The 17,857-nt window shown below is 39.4% G+C and carries 15 protein-coding genes; 11 read left to right on the forward strand and 4 right to left on the reverse strand.

What is annotated here, in order from left to right:
- Positions 1 to 275 precede the first annotated feature (275 nt).
- From B2V92_RS26300 to B2V92_RS26330, 7 genes are all read left to right on the forward strand, one after another.
- On the forward strand, positions 276 to 1,571 hold the full coding sequence (locus B2V92_RS26300; RefSeq protein WP_293313856.1) for a TolC family protein: 1,296 nt from the start codon (positions 276 to 278) through the stop codon (positions 1,569 to 1,571).
- A gap of 45 nt (positions 1,572 to 1,616) precedes the next feature.
- Entirely contained in the window at positions 1,617 to 2,810 is a 1,194-nt protein-coding gene (locus tag B2V92_RS26305) for an efflux RND transporter periplasmic adaptor subunit (RefSeq protein WP_293313858.1), read from the forward strand.
- Entirely contained in the window at positions 2,810 to 3,556 is a 747-nt protein-coding gene (locus B2V92_RS26310) for an ABC transporter ATP-binding protein (protein ID WP_293313861.1), read from the forward strand. Before B2V92_RS26305 ends, B2V92_RS26310 begins: the two co-directional genes overlap by 1 nt.
- 12 nt (positions 3,557 to 3,568) lie before the next feature.
- Positions 3,569 to 4,792 carry an ABC transporter permease gene (locus B2V92_RS26315; RefSeq protein ID WP_293313864.1) on the forward strand — a complete coding sequence of 408 codons (1,224 nt, stop codon included), beginning with the start codon at positions 3,569 to 3,571 and terminating at the stop codon, positions 4,790 to 4,792.
- A 145-nt stretch (positions 4,793 to 4,937) separates the two neighbouring features.
- Positions 4,938 to 5,981: a sensor histidine kinase gene (locus tag B2V92_RS26320; RefSeq protein WP_293313867.1), complete on the forward strand. Its 1,044-nt coding sequence runs from the start codon at positions 4,938 to 4,940 to the stop codon at positions 5,979 to 5,981.
- Positions 5,978 to 6,676, forward strand: a complete 699-nt coding sequence (locus B2V92_RS26325) for a LytR/AlgR family response regulator transcription factor (RefSeq protein ID WP_293313870.1) — start codon at positions 5,978 to 5,980, stop codon at positions 6,674 to 6,676. Before B2V92_RS26320 ends, B2V92_RS26325 begins: the two co-directional genes overlap by 4 nt.
- 40 nt (positions 6,677 to 6,716) lie before the next feature.
- The gene (locus B2V92_RS26330; RefSeq protein ID WP_293313873.1) at positions 6,717 to 8,366 is read left to right on the forward strand and encodes a MutS-related protein; all 1,650 of its coding nucleotides are present in this window, start codon (positions 6,717 to 6,719) and stop codon (positions 8,364 to 8,366) included.
- 315 nt (positions 8,367 to 8,681) lie between these two features.
- Here B2V92_RS26330 and B2V92_RS26335 read toward each other — a convergent pair whose 3' ends face one another.
- Positions 8,682 to 9,998: a nicotinamide mononucleotide adenylyltransferase gene (locus B2V92_RS26335; RefSeq protein WP_293313875.1), complete on the reverse strand. Its 1,317-nt coding sequence runs from the start codon at positions 9,996 to 9,998 to the stop codon at positions 8,682 to 8,684.
- A 618-nt stretch (positions 9,999 to 10,616) separates the two neighbouring features.
- Positions 10,617 to 11,051: an Hsp20/alpha crystallin family protein gene (locus B2V92_RS26340; protein WP_293313878.1), complete on the reverse strand. Its 435-nt coding sequence runs from the start codon at positions 11,049 to 11,051 to the stop codon at positions 10,617 to 10,619.
- A 125-nt stretch (positions 11,052 to 11,176) separates the two neighbouring features.
- Between B2V92_RS26340 and B2V92_RS26345 the strand changes: the two genes are divergently transcribed.
- Positions 11,177 to 11,611 carry a thioesterase family protein gene (locus B2V92_RS26345; RefSeq protein ID WP_349681449.1) on the forward strand — a complete coding sequence of 145 codons (435 nt, stop codon included), beginning with the start codon at positions 11,177 to 11,179 and terminating at the stop codon, positions 11,609 to 11,611.
- Between the two features lie 108 nt (positions 11,612 to 11,719).
- On the opposite strand, the gene B2V92_RS26350 is transcribed toward B2V92_RS26345, so the two are convergent.
- Complete coding sequence (locus B2V92_RS26350; RefSeq protein ID WP_293313881.1) at positions 11,720 to 13,123, reverse strand: FAD-binding oxidoreductase; 1,404 nt, start codon at positions 13,121 to 13,123, stop codon at positions 11,720 to 11,722.
- Between the two features lies 1 nt (position 13,124).
- On the reverse strand, positions 13,125 to 13,493 hold the full coding sequence (folB, locus tag B2V92_RS26355; protein WP_293313884.1) for a dihydroneopterin aldolase: 369 nt from the start codon (positions 13,491 to 13,493) through the stop codon (positions 13,125 to 13,127).
- 113 nt (positions 13,494 to 13,606) lie between these two features.
- Here folB and B2V92_RS26360 point away from each other — a divergent pair, with 113 nt between their 5' ends.
- The 3 genes from B2V92_RS26360 to B2V92_RS26370 are packed head-to-tail and all read left to right on the forward strand — an operon-like array spanning position 13,607 to position 17,855.
- Positions 13,607 to 14,797 carry an acyl-CoA dehydrogenase family protein gene (locus tag B2V92_RS26360; protein ID WP_293313886.1) on the forward strand — a complete coding sequence of 397 codons (1,191 nt, stop codon included), beginning with the start codon at positions 13,607 to 13,609 and terminating at the stop codon, positions 14,795 to 14,797.
- A 12-nt stretch (positions 14,798 to 14,809) separates the two neighbouring features.
- On the forward strand, positions 14,810 to 17,488 hold the full coding sequence (locus B2V92_RS26365; protein WP_293313889.1) for a DUF3857 domain-containing protein: 2,679 nt from the start codon (positions 14,810 to 14,812) through the stop codon (positions 17,486 to 17,488).
- The gene (locus B2V92_RS26370) at positions 17,475 to 17,855 is read left to right on the forward strand and encodes an SRPBCC domain-containing protein (RefSeq protein WP_293313892.1); all 381 of its coding nucleotides are present in this window, start codon (positions 17,475 to 17,477) and stop codon (positions 17,853 to 17,855) included. The genes B2V92_RS26365 and B2V92_RS26370 overlap by 14 nt, the downstream gene beginning before the upstream one ends.
- The last annotated feature ends 2 nt before the right edge of the window (positions 17,856 to 17,857 follow it).

Raw genomic sequence — 17,857 nt, forward strand, 5'->3', positions numbered from 1 at the left:
GAGGAACGACGAAGCAATCTTATGCGCATACCGACAGCGATCGTCCAAAGATTGCTTCGTCGGCTGAAAAAGCCTTCTCGCAATGACGACTTCTTTTATTAGCGTTCAAAATAACATACGAACTTACTCTTCCCGTTAAAATCCAAAATCAACTCATCTCAAAGTTTAAACCTTTCGTCGCAGTATTTTACCTGCTCGTCTCAATTGTTAAAATAAGGTCCTAACCGGATATATTTTTGTGTTCAATAGTTCCATAGACACAAAAATTATTCGCCATGAGCAGATACATTAAATATATTGTTATACTCATTTTGCTTGTTGCAGCTTACGTAACCAAAGCACAAGATATCCCACAGGTTTGGGATCTGAAAACCTGCATTGAGTACGCTAAAGAAAAAAACATCAGCATCAATACTTTAAAGCTGGGTTCTCAAACCGCAGAGCAAAACCTCATTGCTTCAAAAGCAGCCGTACTTCCAAATTTAACCGGAAATGTATCACAGGCCATTACCAATTATAAATCAGGTCTGCAAAATACCAGCGGTTTTGGTTTAAGTTCGGATCTTACGCTATACAATGGAAGTTATTTAAAAAATGATATCAAAGCCAAAGAGCTCAGTTTACAAACTGCCAACCTATCGGTAGAAGCGGCCAAAAACGACATCACCATTTCCATTACACAGGCCTATCTTAATATTTTACTGGCGAGGGAAAATATTACCTATTTAAAAGACCTGTTAACCACCAGCGAGGCCCAGGTTAAACAATCAGAACAGCAGTTTAAATTCGGAACCATTGCCAAAAAAGATCTCTTACAGTTGCAGGCAACTTACGCCAACGATAAATATACACTGGTTACTGCGCAAAACACCTTACAACAGAACATTTTAACCTTAAAACAATTATTGCAGCTGCCTACATCCACTGCTTTTGAAGTAAGCACAACCGATACCGTTGCTGTTGCACCCGCACTCAATAATCTGGCTTCGGCACAGGATCAGGCATTACGTACGCGTCCGGAGGTTAAAAGCGGCGAATTGAATATCCAGCTTCAAACCACCGAATTGGCTAAAGCCAAATCAACTTTGCGTCCTACTTTAAGTTTGGGTGGATCGCTCAACACAGGCTACAGCAACAATAATGTGGGCGGTTATGGCTATCAGCTAAACAACAGTTTTTATCAAAATCTGGGCTTAACACTTTCCATACCGATTTTTGATAGAAAAGTAACCAAAACCAATGTGGCAAAAGCCAATATCGGTATTGAACAGGCCCGTTTGGCACTTTTGGATACCAAAACAACGCTTACGCAAAATGTAGAACGTGCATATATCAATGTACAGAACGCCAATAGCCAATATGCCGCAGCACAGGAACAATTCAATTATACTGGCGAAGCTTTGCGGATTTCGAATGCGGCTTTAAAAGAAGGCACCAACAACATTGTAGAAAACCTGCAACAGAAAAATTTGTATGTACAGGCGTTACAGGCCTTTGTTCAGGCAAAATACACAGCCAGTTTATATACCAAGATCTATAATTTTTACACCGGCGTTCCTATTACCAATTAAAATACATGATGATGGCTACCGCCTAGTCTATTTAATATTTGAATCATGAAAAAGAAAACAATATTTATTATTATCGGTATCGCAGTTGCATTATTTGCAGTTTGGTACTTCGCGCTGCGCAAAAAGGAACAGGTGGTTGTTCTCGAAACCGAAAAACCTAAAATGGGTTACATTTCCGAAAATGTTACCGCTACAGGCAAGATTCAGCCGGTTGATACGGTGGCTGTAGGTACCCAGGTTTCGGGAACCATTAAAACCCTGTATGCCGATTTTAATTCCAAGGTTAAAAAAGGACAGCTACTGGCCGAACTGGATAAAACCCTGTTCGAGGCCACTGTAAATCAGTATCAGGCCAATTTGGTAAGTGCCCAAAGTGCCTTGGTTTACCAACAGGGGAATTTTAGCAGACAAAGCAACCTGTATAAAGTGGGTGCGGTTAGCAAAGCCGATTACGATAATGCGCTGTACACCTATAACGCTTCAAAAGCATCGGTTAACAGCATTAAAGCACAGCTCGCTTCTGCCCAAAAAAACCTCTCGTTGGCCAGTATTTATTCTCCGATCGATGGCACTGTACTATCGCGAAGCGTAAGTGAAGGAACAACCGTAGCAGCAAGCTTTAGTACACCAACCATTTTCAGCATTGCAAAAGACCTGACCAAAATGCAGGTAGAAGCTTCTGTTGATGAAGCCGATGTAGGTGATATTTCAAAAGGCGAAAGGGCAACTTTTACCGTAGATGCTTTTTTGAACGATACTTTTAAAGGAAACATCCAGGAGATCAGGTTAAGTCCGTCCATTTCGTCAAATGTGGTTACGTATAAAACCATTATCAATACTTCAAACGATGCGAACAAGCTAAAACCGGGTATGACGGCTAACATTACCATCTTCACAAAAGAGGTAAATAATGCTTTACTCATTCCTACAAAGGCAATAAAATTCGCACCTGATTCTACTTTGGCCGGCAAGTATCAAATGACCTGGGTTAATCCCGAAAGGAAACCTGCAGGAGCAGACGAGGCATACGTTTGGGTACAAAAAAGCCCGAAAGAGCTGGTTCAGAAAAAAATTAAAACCGGTATAAACGACAATACACATGTTGAAATTTTATCGGGACTGGCGGCAGCGGATATCGTAATTACAGGCGCACAAAGCATGGGCAAAAGTGCAGCGGCAAGTCAGGGCCAATCCAGTCCTTTTATGCCTAAACGTCCAAATAGAAGCGGGAGGAAATAATGGAACAGAAAATATTGGACATCCACGACCTCAAACGTGAATTCGTGATGGGCGATCAAACCGTAAGGGCATTAAAAGGGATTACTTTCGATATTAAAGCTGGTGAGTTTGTAACCATTATGGGCAGTAGCGGATCGGGTAAAACCACACTGTTAAATATATTGGGCTGTTTAGACAAACCTACCGATGGCAGTTATCTGCTGGATGGCGTTGATGTAAAAAGTTTAAACCGTGATCAACTTGCAGGTTTGCGGAACACCAAAATCGGTTTTGTTTTCCAGGCTTATAACCTGTTACCGAGAACATCGGCTTTGGAAAACGTAGAGTTACCCCTCTTCTACAATAAAACCATTACTGCCGAGGAACGTAAAGAAAGAGCCATTAAATCGCTCGAATCAGTAAAACTGGCTGAGCGTTTCGATCATACCCCAAGTCAGCTTTCGGGCGGGCAGCAACAGCGTGTGGCCATTGCCAGGGCCTTGGTTAACCATCCTGTAATGATTCTGGCCGATGAGGCTACCGGAAACCTGGATACCCGTACCTCTTACGAGATTATGGCTTTGATGCAGGAATTGAATGCAGAGGGAAAAACCATTGTTTTTGTAACCCACGAGCCCGATATCGCAGCATTCAGTACCAGAACAATCATGCTTAGGGATGGTAAGATCCAAAAAGACAGCATTAACCAAAATCAGCGTTCGGCCAAAGAGGCACTTGCCAGTTTACCCGAATCGGATGATTACTAATTTTAAAAGGTCATGAGCATTATAAATTTATTAAAAATTGCCTTTAGGGCATTGAAAAGAAATAAGCTACGTGCTTTTTTAACCATGCTCGGTATTATTATCGGCGTGGCCGCTGTAATTGCCATGATGGCGATTGGTGAAGGCTCTAAACAAAGTATCAGGTCGTCATTATCGGGTATGGGTTCGAACATGATAACCATTATGCCACAAAGTAACGAGCCTGGTGGCGTGCGTTTACAGGGAAGCAGTATTCAGACCTTAAAATTTGAAGATATTACAGCCATTAAAAAGCTACAATCTAAAAACATAAATGGATTATCACCCGTGGTTTCTACCAGCGGACAGGCCATTAAAGGTGGTTACAACTGGCCCACTACCATTACTGGCGTAAGTCCGGATTATTTAAATATCCGTCAGTTAAAGCTTCAGGATGGGATTCTTTTTTCCGAAAACGATGTGAAAAGTTTCGCCAAGGTTTGTCTTTTGGGTAAAACCGTGATTGATAATTTATTCCCTGATGGAAGTAATCCAATTGGTCAGATTATCAGGTTTAAAAACATTCCTTTTCAGGTAATCGGCACATTAGTACCTAAAGGACAGAGTAATTTCGGTCAGGATCAGGACGATATTATCATTGCGCCATACACCACGGTACAAAAAAGGATTACTGCAACCAATTACCTGCAGAGCATTTACGCATCGGCAACCACCGAAGCTTCGAGTGCTGACGCGACCACCGAAATTTCGGACGCAATAAGGCAAAGCCATAGATTAACTGCTGCAGAAACCGACGATTTCCAGGTACGTACACAGGCCGAACTCATCAGCACCATCAGCTCTACAAGTAGTATGCTTACTGTTCTTTTAACCGCGATTGCAGGTATTTCATTGTTTATCGGCGGTATCGGCATTATGAATATTATGTACGTTTCGGTTACCGAGCGTACCCGCGAAATTGGCCTGCGCATGTCGATAGGCGCCCGCGGACAAGACGTTTTAATGCAATTTTTAATAGAGGCAATTTTAATCAGTATTACCGGCGGTGTTATAGGGGTGGTTTTGGGTGTAAGTTCTGCTTACCTCATCTCCTACTTCTTAAACTGGCCAATTTTAATAGCCGAATCCTCCATTGTAATTTCCTTTGTTGTATGTGCCATTACAGGTGTTTTCTTTGGTTATTATCCGGCAAAGAAAGCATCCAATTTAGATCCGATCGATGCATTAAGATACGAGTAACAACACCTGATCCCGCCTGCCGTTATCCCGGCGCAGGCCGGGATCTTAAAACATTAACACAATCATCCTAAATAAATTCAGGGTAACGGAGCGTAAAAACAGAATAAATAATAACTTAGTGATGCAAAGCGCGACACAAAAAATAATGACGATTAATTTCTCTAAAAGATGGATAAAGATTACCCTGCATATCCTGGTATGGGTGGTTTTGATCACCTTACCCTATATCATCAATGCCAACAGGAGCCGGCCACCGCATCACCTCAGCAATTATGAGGAAAACCAGTTCCTGAGGTTAAATTTTATCAGTTATTTTTATTGGATCGCTATATTTTACCTGAATAACAAGGTTTTAATGCCTTCTTTTTTCTATCGGAAACAATATTTCTGGTACGGATTATCACTTTTAGGCTGTTTGCTTCTGGCCATTTCCATTCACTCTACCCTATTTAAAATTTTATTGCCAGATTTCGATTTTAATCTTGGTCGTACACTTTGGTTCAATACTCCCACCTTTTTATTAACAATTGCGGCCAGTACCGCTTTCACCATGATTTCTGATCGCATCAGGGAAGAAAAAAGATCTTTGCAGCGCGAACAGGAAAATATGAAAACTGAACTTTCGTTTTTGCGTTCACAGATCAGTCCCCATTTTATTTTTAATGTACTCAATAACATTGTGGCACTGGTTAGGTTAAAAAGTAATGAACTGGAGCCTACCGTAATGAAATTATCCGGTTTGATGCAATATATGCTGTACGAAACCGACGAAGAAAAAGTATCCATCAAAACTGAAACTGAATACCTGCGGGCTTATATTGATCTGCAAAAGCAGCGTTTCGGCAAAAAAGTAGCGATAGAAACGAACATTGATATCGAAAGTGAGTTTGATGAGATAGAACCGATGTTATTGATTCCGTTTATCGAAAATGCCTTTAAACATGGTTTAGGGATGATCGAGAACCCTCAGATATTTATTGATTTAAAAACAGAAGATGACCGTTTGACGTTTATGGTTAGAAATAAATTCAACGAAGACGAAAGTGAAGTAAAAGATGCTGCATCGGGCATCGGCCTTGCGAATGTGAGCCGGCGTTTAAATCTGCTTTACAACAAAGAACATCAATTGGAAATAGCAAAAAAAGATGGCTGGTTTAATGTGAACCTCAGTTTAAAATTAACAGCATGATAAAATGTTTAGCCATTGATGATGAGCCTTTAGCACTGCAATTACTGGCTGATAACATTAGCCGTATCCCGTTTTTAGAACTGGTAGCCAGTTGCGATGATGCCTTTGCAGCCAATAGGATCATGCAGGAACAATCGATAGACCTCATTTTTATCGATATCCAGATGCCCGGCATTACCGGATTGCAGTTTATACAGAGTTTGGTTAAAAAACCAATGGTGATTATTGTAACTGCCTATAAACAATATGCTTTAGATGGTTTTGCACTTGATGTGGTAGATTATTTGATGAAACCGGTATCGTTAGACCGTTTTATGAAAGCCTGTAACAAGGCAAAAGATCTTTACGAACTTAAACAGTCGGCCGAACACGCCAACCTGCCCAAACAGGATTACATGTTTGTAAATGTGGGTTATAGTTTAATGAAGATCAACTTTGAGGAAATTACTTATGTAGAAGGGCTCAAAGATTATATCCAGATCCATACTTCAACCAGCCCAAAGGCAGCTGTGGTACGCATGAGCATGAAAAATATAGAAGATCAACTGCCAGTATTCTTTGAGCGGATCCATAAATCTTTCATCATAAATATCAATAAAGTAACTGCGATCCGCAAAAACGCATTATTTATAGCGGATAAGGAATTGCCGGTAAGCGACAGCTATAAACAGGTAATTGAAAAATTATTAAAATAAAGGCATTTATCGTGTATATTGTGCCCGTTTAGCGTGTTACATGAATTATATCCTATTCGGCATTGCCGCCTTATTGCTTTTAATGCTATTTGCTTTTTTTGATGCCAGAAAAAAGAAAAAGCAGCTTTTAGAAGACCTTAAAGATAATTGGGGAAAGGAGAAAACAGAACCTGTCGACTTTGATAAAGCAAGCTGGTACGCTACCTACGTAAAAGAAAATGTATTTCATAAGCTTTCGCACCAAACAATGGCCGATATCGATTTCGATCAGTTATTTGCGAAAATTGACCGGACAACCAGTAAAATCGGTCAGCAATTTCTGTATAACAAACTTACAAAACCCGGCAATAATCTGAAGGAACTCAAAGAACTGAAAGACCAGGCAGATTTTTTCATCAAAAACCCAGTAATAAGAGAAAAAGTACAAACAGCGCTCATAAAATTGAACAGTAACGAAAGCTATTCGGTGGTTTTATTGTTCAATGATAAGTTAGTTGAAAAACCTACATGGTTTAAATGGTTATCCATCGATCTGCTTATTTTGGCTGTACTATTTATCTTGTCAATTAAAATTTCGATATGCCTCATCTTCGCATTATTCCTGATCGTTTTTAATGCAACTTATCTAAACTACTGGAACAAAAAACACCTGCTTATTTTTACCAGATCGCTCTCGCAGCTTAACATTTTGATCAACGTTTCCAGAAAACTGGTAAAAGAACAAATACCTTTTGAGGCTGATAAAATAAAAAATGCCATCCCGATGTTCCGGAAATTTCAGCGGCGTATCGGCATTCTTTATCAGGATTTTAGTCAGAATAACCAAGGCGACATCAGCCAGTTGCCGCTTTATCTTTTCGAGATTATCAAAGCCATTTTCCTGATCGAAATTTTTACCTTTTTCAAACTGATCAAGCTGATCGAAAACAACCAGAATGATATCTTAAACCTTTATCAGTATGTTGGAAGTGTGGATATGGCCATATCTGTAGCCTCTTTAAATCAAAGTGAAGAGGTTTGTACGCCCCAGTTTACGCAAGCGCAAAAAGGAATTGAAATTAAAGCGATCAGACATCCATTGATCGGAAACTGTATAGAAAACGAAGTAAAGTTAGATCAGAAAAGTATGTTGATCACCGGTTCAAATATGTCGGGAAAATCGACTTTTCTACGTACTGTCGCCATCAATTCGTTACTGGCCCAAACCATTTACACCTGCTTTGCCGGATCGTATAAGGCACCGTTTTTGAAATTGCACACTTCCATAAGGATCGATGATAATTTATTTCAGGGCAAAAGTTATTTTCTGGAAGAAGTTGATGTAATGTCGGCTTTAATAGCTGCAACCGAAAGCGATGGGCAAAATCTTTTTATTCTGGACGAGGTGTTTAAAGGTACCAATACCATCGAGCGGATTGCCGCAGCCAAAGCCATACTCTCGCATTTAAACCAAGAGCAGAACCTAACTTTTGTGGCTACCCACGATATTGAATTATCTGCTATGCTTGCCGAAACGTACGAACTTTATCATTTTACCGAAACCATAACCGATAACGAGCTTATTTTCGACCATAAACTAAAAGAAGGACCGCTCAAAACAAAAAATGCGATCAAAATTCTGGAAATGTCCGGTTATCCGAAAGAAATTATTGAAGAAGCACTTAAGATTAGTAAGGATTTAAGTGCTTAGATGTTTTGTTGTTCAGCTACTTTGTCATTCTGAACGCAGTGAAGAATCTTTTCCAAAAAAATATAGATTTCGGCATCTTTCCTTGCCAGATAGACCCTGAAATAAATTTACTTCGTAGCTTTTCGCTATACGCTACAGGTCAGGGTGACGACAAAGAGTTAAAAATATCTGCGAAAAATCTTTGACAGCATATTTATTATCGAACGCCGTTTATTATAAAAAGCCAAAACTCAATACAGTGCCTTAAAGATCCTTCGACTGCGCCCAGGATGACAATACCACTAGAAAAAGATTTCAGCCTAAAATAGAAGTTCCTTAAACTGTCTTCACTTCGTCTTCACTATAATCCTTGATATCAGTAATATAACCGTTGATCAAAAGGAAATCGAATAATGGTTTTGCTTCAGGCGTAACCGGCATATTTGCTGTGGTAATTACCTGATTGGTCTTTTTATCGAGGAAAGGATAGGCAAATAAACGTACATTGGTATTAAACATATCGTTTACATAACTTAATAACTGACCGGAATAATTTTCTCCGGGGAAGTTTTTAGAATTGAATACAAACTTCAGGTTATTGATATTCGTTGCCAAACCTACACTCTTCGGTTTACATCTCGCCAGATATTTTGCTAAACGGTTATGCCGTGTAAAATTAGAAACAATCACAATATTTCCTGTGTCGCACATTTCCTGCGCACGTTTGGCAACAGTTTCAAGGTCAATATCATCTGGGGTTTCCTGTGCATCGGTTAAAACGTTGGTGAGCAACACCTCTATCATCACCGCCAGATTCCCTTCCTCTACCTGGTTGGTGCGTTTAAACTGATCTGTGGCTTTGTTGAACAGGTTAAAGTTGGGCAACGATTTCTGACCGTATTTGGTACGCAGGATCATGATGTCTTTCTTGTACAAAAGATCTTTTGCCTGACGTGGATGGGCATCAGCATCAAAAATAGCCGCAGCAGAGAAGTCTTTCATAATCATATACAGATTAAGCAAGATGTTATCTACTTCAGGGAAAGCCGGACCTTTAACCGATATCAGATCGATTTCTACAGAACCGATGGTTAAATTATCGGCCAATGATTCTACCATCAATTTTGGATCCTGATAATGGTAAAAAGCAGCATAAAGTAAGTTTACTCCAATAATTCCCAAAACACGTTGTTGCATGTTCACATCTGTATCGAGTAAACGCACATGGAAAAATATTTCATTTGGAGAACCTCCTGGCTCACTTTGAAAACGGAGTCCAACCCAACCATGAGGCTCGTTGGTACGTTTATAATTCAGTGTAGTAACAGTATCTGCAAAAGCAAAAAATGTACGGCTTTCGTATTTTTCGCCTGATAAACGTTCGTTAAGCAAACCGAATTCGTGATCAAGCATCTGCAAAAGGCGGTTCTGACTTACATAACGGCCATTGGTTTCTGCTCCATAAATGGCGTCGCTAAAAGTCATATCGTAAGCCGACATGGTTTTGGCAACCGTTCCGGATGCTGCACCTGCATTAAAAAAGTTCCTCGAAACTTCCTGCCCAGCTCCGATCTCGGCAAAGGTACCGTAAATCCGTGGGTCAAGGTTTATTTTTAGTGCTTTACGTTTAGTATCCAGAATTTCTCTCTCCATGCCGCAAAAGTACAAAAAATGAGATTAAGGTGATTTTAAGAATGTAACTTAAAATCAATCTAAATACTGTAACGGAGAATTATTATTCCATTACAGTATTTATGAATCGTTTGTTGTTATTTGTGCATTCCACCCAACTAGGCCATAGTACAGTATCTCCGTTCTACTTAATTCCGGCCTAACAAATTTTTCGGGCACCACCGAGTAAGCCTACTTACTGGCTTTTAAAGAAAAATTTTCAGCCGGCGTTTTTTGGTTCTTTTTGACGCCAAAAAGAAGGAGCCCTTCGGCGGCGGCGAGCCGAGGCAAGACTGTGCGGTAGATCAAAAAATCAATTAGAATTCTAGTCGGTGTGACACCAATCGATAGATTAGATCTATCTAGAGATAGATTTCTCGGCTTCGTTGCACTTCGCTCGAAATGACGAAACTGCGGGAGTTGTGAATAAAAAAATAAGGTTAATGCCATCCGGCATTAACCTTATAAAACCTAAACCTAAATGATTATGATAACCTGCACTGGCTTTTCAATCGCATCTACCCAACTCTCGGCCAGATGCAAGCCTCATAACCCTTAAACCAAACTATTATGAAAAATCCTCTTACGAGAATATCTTTGTTACGATACTACAATTTCTTTGTGCTGTAATTTAGCATCGTCTTTTTTTGCGATGTTGATCGATAAAATACCATCTTTATATTCAGCGGTAATTTTATCCCCATCTGCACTATCAGGTAAATTAAATGATCTGGCGAATGAGCTATAATCAAATTCTTTACGTGTAAAATCTTTCGCTACCTGGGTTTCGTCTTTTTTAACTTCTGCCCAAACAGAAAGTGTGTCTTTTTTTAAATTGATCTGAAAATCTTCTTTCTTTAAACCCGGTGCAGCCAATTCAATCACATAAGCAGTTTCATTTTCGTGAATGTTCACATTTGGTGATTTATCAACCGATTTGTTTTTAGTTATCGCATCGCTAAACAATGAATCAAAAACATTGTTAAAGTAAGGAGCTGTGTTACGGGTTCTGTTGTTAAAATTTACTAGTGTCATATCGCTTATTCTTTTATTTTTTTAATTTTTAAATTGATAATACACCTTATTCAACTTACATACCAAACCAAATATTTATGATTTTCAAGACATTTTGGCAAAATAAATCAAAAAATAAAGACAAATTGACAGACATCAAGTCTTTTTCAGACAAATTCAACTATAAAACCAATATCCATTTGCGTTTTATCGATTTTGATATGATGGGACATGTAAACAATTCGATCTATTTTACCTATCTCGAAATTGCCAGAACGAAGTATTGGGAAGAAATTATAAAATGGGACTGGAAGAAAACCGGAATCGTGATTGCGCACGCGGAGCTGGACTACATTTTACCTATTGTAATGAACGATAAAATTGCCATCCATGTAAAAACATCACGAATTGGCACAACAAGTTTCGACCTGGATTACCAGATTGTTAAAATAAAGGGAAATGAAGAAGTGATCTGCAGCAAGGGAAAAACAGTTTGCATCGCCGTTGATTATACCACAAGCAAACCAACGGCTATCCCCGAAGCCGAAAAACAAAAAATGTTGGGGTTTGAACAGCTCTAATACAAAGCCGTCATCTCGACTGTAGCGTAGCAAAATGCCCGCCTGTTTCGGACAGGGAGAGATCTATCTTACAAGAAAGACCCTGAAACAAGTTCAGGGTGACGGATATTAATCCGGCATAATCTTTCCAGGGTTTAATATCCCATTTGGATCGAAAACTTTTTTAATTCCCCGCATTAAGTTAAGGTGGATTTCGGAATATTTAATCGGCATAAACTCTTTTTGCACCAGGCCTATTCCATGCTCACCAGATAATGTTCCGCCTAAAGCCGTGGTTAATTCAAATATTTCGGCAATACCGAATTTGAGTTTGTTTTTCCAGTCATCATCGCTCATTCCGGCTTTGATGATGTTTACATGCAGGTTTCCATCCCCGGCGTGCCCGTAACAAACACTTTCGAAACCATATTTAGAACCGATTTCTTTAATCCCTTTAACCAGTTTTGGCAAAGCCGCACGTGGCACAACGGTATCTTCTTCTTTATACACAGAATTGGATTTTACCGACTCGGCCATGGTTCTGCGCATGCGCCAGAGTTCTTCTTTTTGGGCAGCTGTATCAGCAAATAAAACTTCCGTACAGTTATATTCTTCTAAAACGAGATTGGTTTTTTCGCAGTTTTTAAAAATGTCGTCCAGGTCATCGCCATCAAATTCAATCATCAATAGCGCTGCAACATCATCTTTTAAATCAAATTTGATATCGTCGAATTTAATTACCCACTCCACTCCTTTCCGCTCCATAAATTCTAAAGCCGAAGGTGTAACCCCAGCCCTAAAAATGGCCGAAACAGCTGCACAGGCATCCTCATTATTGCTAAAAGAGCCCATCATTAAAACCGATTGCGTTGGTTTAGGCAAAAGCTTGGTCACAATTTTGGTTACCACGCCCAAAGTACCTTCCGAACCGATCATTAATTGGGTTAAATTATAACCCGATGCATACTTTAAGGTATTTGCTCCGGTCCAGATGATATCTCCATTCGGTAGTACCACTTCCAGGTTCAGTATATATTCGCGGATTGTTCCGTATTTTACAACTCTTGGTCCACCAGAGCCATGCGCTACATTACCACCAATAAAGCAAGATCCTTTACTACTCGGATCAACCGGATATAAAAGTCCCTTTTCACCCACAGCATTGATAAATTCTTCCGTAATTACCCCTGGCTCAACAATGGCCTGCAAATTTTCGGTATCGATATCGATAATGGCCTTAAACTTTTCCATTGATAGGGAAACACCGCCATAAATAGGCAGAGCAGCCCCACTTAAACCCGTACCACCTCCCCTGGGTGTAACCGGAACATCGTATTCGTTACAGATTTTCAACAAAGCCGAAATCTCTTCCGGAGACGTAGGTTTTACCACAACTTCGGGCTGATAACGCAAATCTTCAGTTTCATCGTGACTGTAACGGTCTAAACTTTCTGCATCAGTAAAAACCTTATCTGCCCCTATTGCTGTTTTGATTTCTGCTAAAATTTCAGGATTTATCTTGGTAAAGTTCATTTTATTTGGCTGATGTATAAGATAGTTTAACAAAAGAATGCCCGATCTGGCCAGGCATGGGCGGGTTTAATTTTTTGATGCTCACCTGAATAGTATCTACAAAAGGATACAGCTCAATAACTTTTGAAATGATATTATTTAAAACGGTTTCCAAAAGTTTCTGCGTATGTTTCATTTCTGCGAGGATAATATTATTCAGTTCCTCGTAATTTACCGTTTGTGCCAGTTCATCATCAAAACCCTGAGGTGTAAATGCTGTTTCCAGATCTACAACAAAATGATTTCCGGTTAATTGCTCCTCAGGATAATAACCATGAAGGGCAAAACATTTTACATCTTTTAAGGCTACGGTTTGTTTTAAATGACTCATGTACGTTCTGTAAGCTGCAAAATTAATTTTTTATTCACGAATATAATGCCCCTTGCCGTAAATTGTTACCTTTGAAATTAACGCGATTTCTTAACCAGATAACACGAAATTACATGAGCAAATCAGCAAAAAAAGACCTTTACGAGGCACCAGACTATTATTTACTGGATGAACTGTTAACCGATGAGCATAAATTGATCCGCGCAACGGCAAGGGATTGGGTAAAAAAAGAAGTTAGCCCTGTGATTGAAGCTTATGCACAAAAGGCAGAATTTCCAAAACATTTAATAAAAGGTTTGGCTGATATCGGTGCTTTCGGACCTACCATCCCTGTTGAATATGGAGGTGCAGGTTTAGATTATACCGCTTATGGGATTTTGATGCAGGAAATTGAACGTGGTGATTCTGGTATCCGCTCTACAGCTTCGGTTCAGGGATCATTGGTCATGTATCCTATTTATGCTTACGGCACGGAAGAGCAACGTAAAAAATACCTTCCAAAACTGGCCAGTGGCGAAATGATGGGCTGCTTTGGTTTAACAGAGCCCGATCACGGCTCTAATCCGGGCGGAATGGTAACCAATATTAAAGACGCTGGGAGCCACTATATATTAAATGGTGCCAAAATGTGGATCAGCAACGCCCCTTTTGCTGATATTGCAGTGGTCTGGGCGAAAGACGAATCAGGCAAGATCAGGGGAATGGTGGTAGAACGTGGTATGGAAGGATTTTCGACCCCGGAAACACATAATAAATGGAGTTTACGTGCTTCGGCAACAGGCGAACTGGTTTTTGATAACGTTAAAGTACCAAAAGAAAATGTTTTTCCTGAAATAAGTGGATTAAAAGGTCCCTTGGGCTGCTTAAACCAGGCCCGTTATGGCATTGCATGGGGCGCTTTGGGTGCAGCAATGGACTGCTATGATACGGCTTTACGATACTCAAAAGAACGCGTACAATTTGGAAAACCCATTGGCGGCTTCCAGTTACAGCAAAAGAAACTAGCCGAAATGGTGACCGAAATTACCAAAGGCCAGCTGTTGGTTTGGCGCTTGGGCGTACTAAAAAGTGAGAACAGGGCTTCGGCAGAGCAGATATCGATGGCCAAAAGAAACAGTGTCGAAATTGCACTGGATATTGCCCGTAATGCACGCCAGATGCTTGGGGGAATGGGAATTACCGGCGAATATTCGATTATGCGCCACATGATGAACCTCGAATCGGTAGTAACCTACGAGGGTACACACGATATACATTTACTGATTACGGGCATGGACGTAACAGGGTTAAACGCCTTTAAATAACAACAATTATATATGCTAAAAAGGAACGCTCTCAAGATTTTGTTTCTGTTTGTTCTATCTATATCCATTAACACTTCTTTTGCCCAGAAAAATAACTTTTTCACCTCTAAAACAGAGCCACAATGGCTCCAGAAAGTTATTACAGTTAACAACAGGCCAGCACCCGGAAATATCCAGGATGGCTGGTACCTGTATCTTAACGAACAACAGATCAATGTAGAAACTTCTGAAGAGTACCAACACGATATCCGCGAGATTAGCTCTGATACCGGGGTTCAGAACGGCTCAGAAATATCGGTAACCTACGACCCATCCTACCAACAGCTTGTTTTTCATAAAATCATCATCTGGCGAAACAATAAACCGATAGACAAATTAAATGCCCGCAATTTTAATATTATCCAGAATGAAAAAGAACTGAATAAGTTTATTTATAGCGGCACATTTAACGCCTTTCTGATCCTGGATGATGTACGAAAAGGCGATCGCATTGAGTTTTCATACACCATAAAAGGGAAAAATCCTGTTTTTGGAAGTCGTTATAATGGCACTCTGTATTTTGAAGGCGGAAGTGAAATTTCCAATGTTTATGCAAGTGTGCTGTTTGATGCAAAACGTAATCTCCAGCTTAAGAATTTCAATTTCGTTCCACATGTAAAAACCCGCCAGAGCGGAAATTTAAAAGTATACGAATGGCAAAGCCAATCGTCAAAAACTTTTTCGAGCTATGATTATGAACCGGAATGGTACAACCCATACGGAAGGGTACAGATCAGTGAATACCGCAGCTGGAAAGAAGTTGTTGATTGGTCCATTAACCTGAATAACTATAATCTGGACAATTCAGCTATCCTCAACAACAAAATCCGAGAACTGAAGCTTAAATCAAAAAATAACCAGGAGCGCTATTTTGAGCTGGCTACCAGATTCGTACAGGATGAAATCAGGTATATGGGTATTGAAATGGGACAATATTCTCACCGCCCTAATTCTCCCGAAAAAGTTTTAAAACAGCGTTATGGTGATTGTAAGGACAAATCGCTCCTACTTGTTTATCTGCTTAAAGGAAATGGTATACAGGCCTATCCAGTATACATCAATACTTATTTACGGGATAAAACCAAAGAAATGCTACCTACAACGGGGGCATTCGACCATGTAGTTGTTGTTGCAGAATATCAGGGTAAAAAAATCTGGATCGATGCAACAATGTCTGATCAGCGCGGACCAATCAAGGACAATTATTTCCCTTATTCTGCAAATGTACTGGTCATAAAACCAGGAAATGATAAACTCGAGTGGGTAAAAAGCAATCCGCATGGAAAACTTGATGCAACTTCTATTATCAATGTTCCAGATACCGCACAGGGCAAAAAAGCAACGCTACAGATCAAATCGATTTATACACATGATTATGCCGATCAGATCAGAGGGGATATAAATGGTAATGGAACAGATAAATTAGAAAAAGACTATTTAGAATATTACGCCAAAATATATCCTGGCATACAAAAAGGTAAAACCATAGAAGTTAAGGATGATGAAGCCAACAATACCATTTATCTGACCGAAAACTACGTGGTAGAAAACATCTGGGTAAAAGACGATTCTGTTTCAAAAAGATTCGATATCTATTTTTATGGCGACCTGATCAGTAATGACTTAAGAAAGTTAAAAAAATCAAGAAATGTACCCATGGAGCTTCTTTACCCATGCAACCTACATCAAACATTAAAAGTTGTTTTACCGGAGAGTTGGAGTATAAAAGATAAGGAATTCAATATCGAAAGACCTGGGTACAAATTCAATTATGCATTAAAAACAGATTTAGATACCCTTACATTAAGTTATAGTTACCAAAATCTGAACGATGAAATATCGGGTGCTGAAACCAAACAATACATTAAAGACCGTAGTAATATTATAGACGAACTAAGCTATAGCCTATACTGGAACGGTAATTTTGAAGAAGGAGGTGATGCATCTGAATTAAACTATTGGATGGTAACCTTAAGTGTAATTGTTTTTATCGTAACTGGCGCAGCATGTGTATTTATTTACACAAGAAAGGGACAATTTGATGTTGAGGAAATAAAAGTAGCACCGAAAATTGGCGGCTGGCTTGTTGTGGTCGCTATCGGAATTTTTGTTTCTCCGTTTACACTGTTTTATACCACAATTAATACAGATTTATTTAATCAGAATATATGGGACGGCTTAGAACAATTTAACCGGTTCAACACCTTTCTTTACAGGCTTTTTCTCCTGACCGAATGCGCTTTAAATACCATTCTGATTGCATTTAGCATACTCCTTGCCTTTATGTTTTTTAACCGTAGAAAAGTGCTCCCAAGATATTACATAGGATTAAGGATTGCAGGCTGTGCGGTTATTCTGTTCGATCTGGTTGGGATGATTATTATAGGTAACAGAATTGGAAAACAATTATATACACATGCCGATATTACAACTTTATTAAGGCAAATTTTAATGTCGGCAATTTGGATCACTTATTTTATAAAATCAAGCAGGGTAAAAAGTACCTTTGTATTTACATATCCGGCATCTGCATGGAGAACGGCCGTGATAAAAGATTTAAATGAAAATTTCAGGATAAACAATTTAAAAAGAGAAGAAGAATTACCTGAAAAGCCAGAAACAATTGATATAGAAGAAAATGAAAGACTTTAAAAAATACACCTACATACCTGCCCCACCCGAAGAAGTTTATTTAGCACTGACCAAAGATATAAGCATAAAACTGTGGACAGGTGCCGAAGTTGAGTTTGAAGAAGTACCGGGAACCGAATTTTCTTTTTGGGACGGTGATATTACAGGTAAAAACATTGAATTTACTTATGGTAAACAGATTGTACAGCAATGGTATTTTGGCGAAGAAAACGAGCCATCTATCGTAACCATTAAACTGCACGAAGATAAAAAAGGAACTTCGCTGGAATTTAGGCAAACAAATATCCCCGACGAGGATTATGAAGATTTTACAGAAGGTATCCAGGAATATTATATAGGAGGACTAGTAGACTTCTTCGAAGAATAAAT

The organism is Pedobacter sp. UBA5917 (assembly GCF_002432345.1).
GTDB lineage: Bacteria > Bacteroidota > Bacteroidia > Sphingobacteriales > Sphingobacteriaceae > Pedobacter.

Coding starts and splice junctions, on each gene's coding strand:
- B2V92_RS26325 (WP_293313870.1), top strand. CDS start 5,978: ATGATAAAATGTTTAGCCATTGATGATGAGCCTTTAGCACTGCAATTA.
- folB (WP_293313884.1), bottom strand. CDS start 13,493: ATGAGTCATTTAAAACAAACCGTAGCCTTAAAAGATGTAAAATGTTTT.
- B2V92_RS26365 (WP_293313889.1), top strand. CDS start 14,810: ATGCTAAAAAGGAACGCTCTCAAGATTTTGTTTCTGTTTGTTCTATCT.
- B2V92_RS26310 (WP_293313861.1), top strand. CDS start 2,810: ATGGAACAGAAAATATTGGACATCCACGACCTCAAACGTGAATTCGTG.
- B2V92_RS26330 (WP_293313873.1), top strand. CDS start 6,717: ATGAATTATATCCTATTCGGCATTGCCGCCTTATTGCTTTTAATGCTA.
- B2V92_RS26360 (WP_293313886.1), top strand. CDS start 13,607: ATGAGCAAATCAGCAAAAAAAGACCTTTACGAGGCACCAGACTATTAT.
- B2V92_RS26320 (WP_293313867.1), top strand. CDS start 4,938: ATGACGATTAATTTCTCTAAAAGATGGATAAAGATTACCCTGCATATC.
- B2V92_RS26350 (WP_293313881.1), bottom strand. CDS start 13,123: ATGAACTTTACCAAGATAAATCCTGAAATTTTAGCAGAAATCAAAACA.
- B2V92_RS26335 (WP_293313875.1), bottom strand. CDS start 9,998: ATGGAGAGAGAAATTCTGGATACTAAACGTAAAGCACTAAAAATAAAC.
- B2V92_RS26315 (WP_293313864.1), top strand. CDS start 3,569: ATGAGCATTATAAATTTATTAAAAATTGCCTTTAGGGCATTGAAAAGA.
- B2V92_RS26300 (WP_293313856.1), top strand. CDS start 276: ATGAGCAGATACATTAAATATATTGTTATACTCATTTTGCTTGTTGCA.
- B2V92_RS26340 (WP_293313878.1), bottom strand. CDS start 11,051: ATGACACTAGTAAATTTTAACAACAGAACCCGTAACACAGCTCCTTAC.
- B2V92_RS26370 (WP_293313892.1), top strand. CDS start 17,475: ATGAAAGACTTTAAAAAATACACCTACATACCTGCCCCACCCGAAGAA.
- B2V92_RS26305 (WP_293313858.1), top strand. CDS start 1,617: ATGAAAAAGAAAACAATATTTATTATTATCGGTATCGCAGTTGCATTA.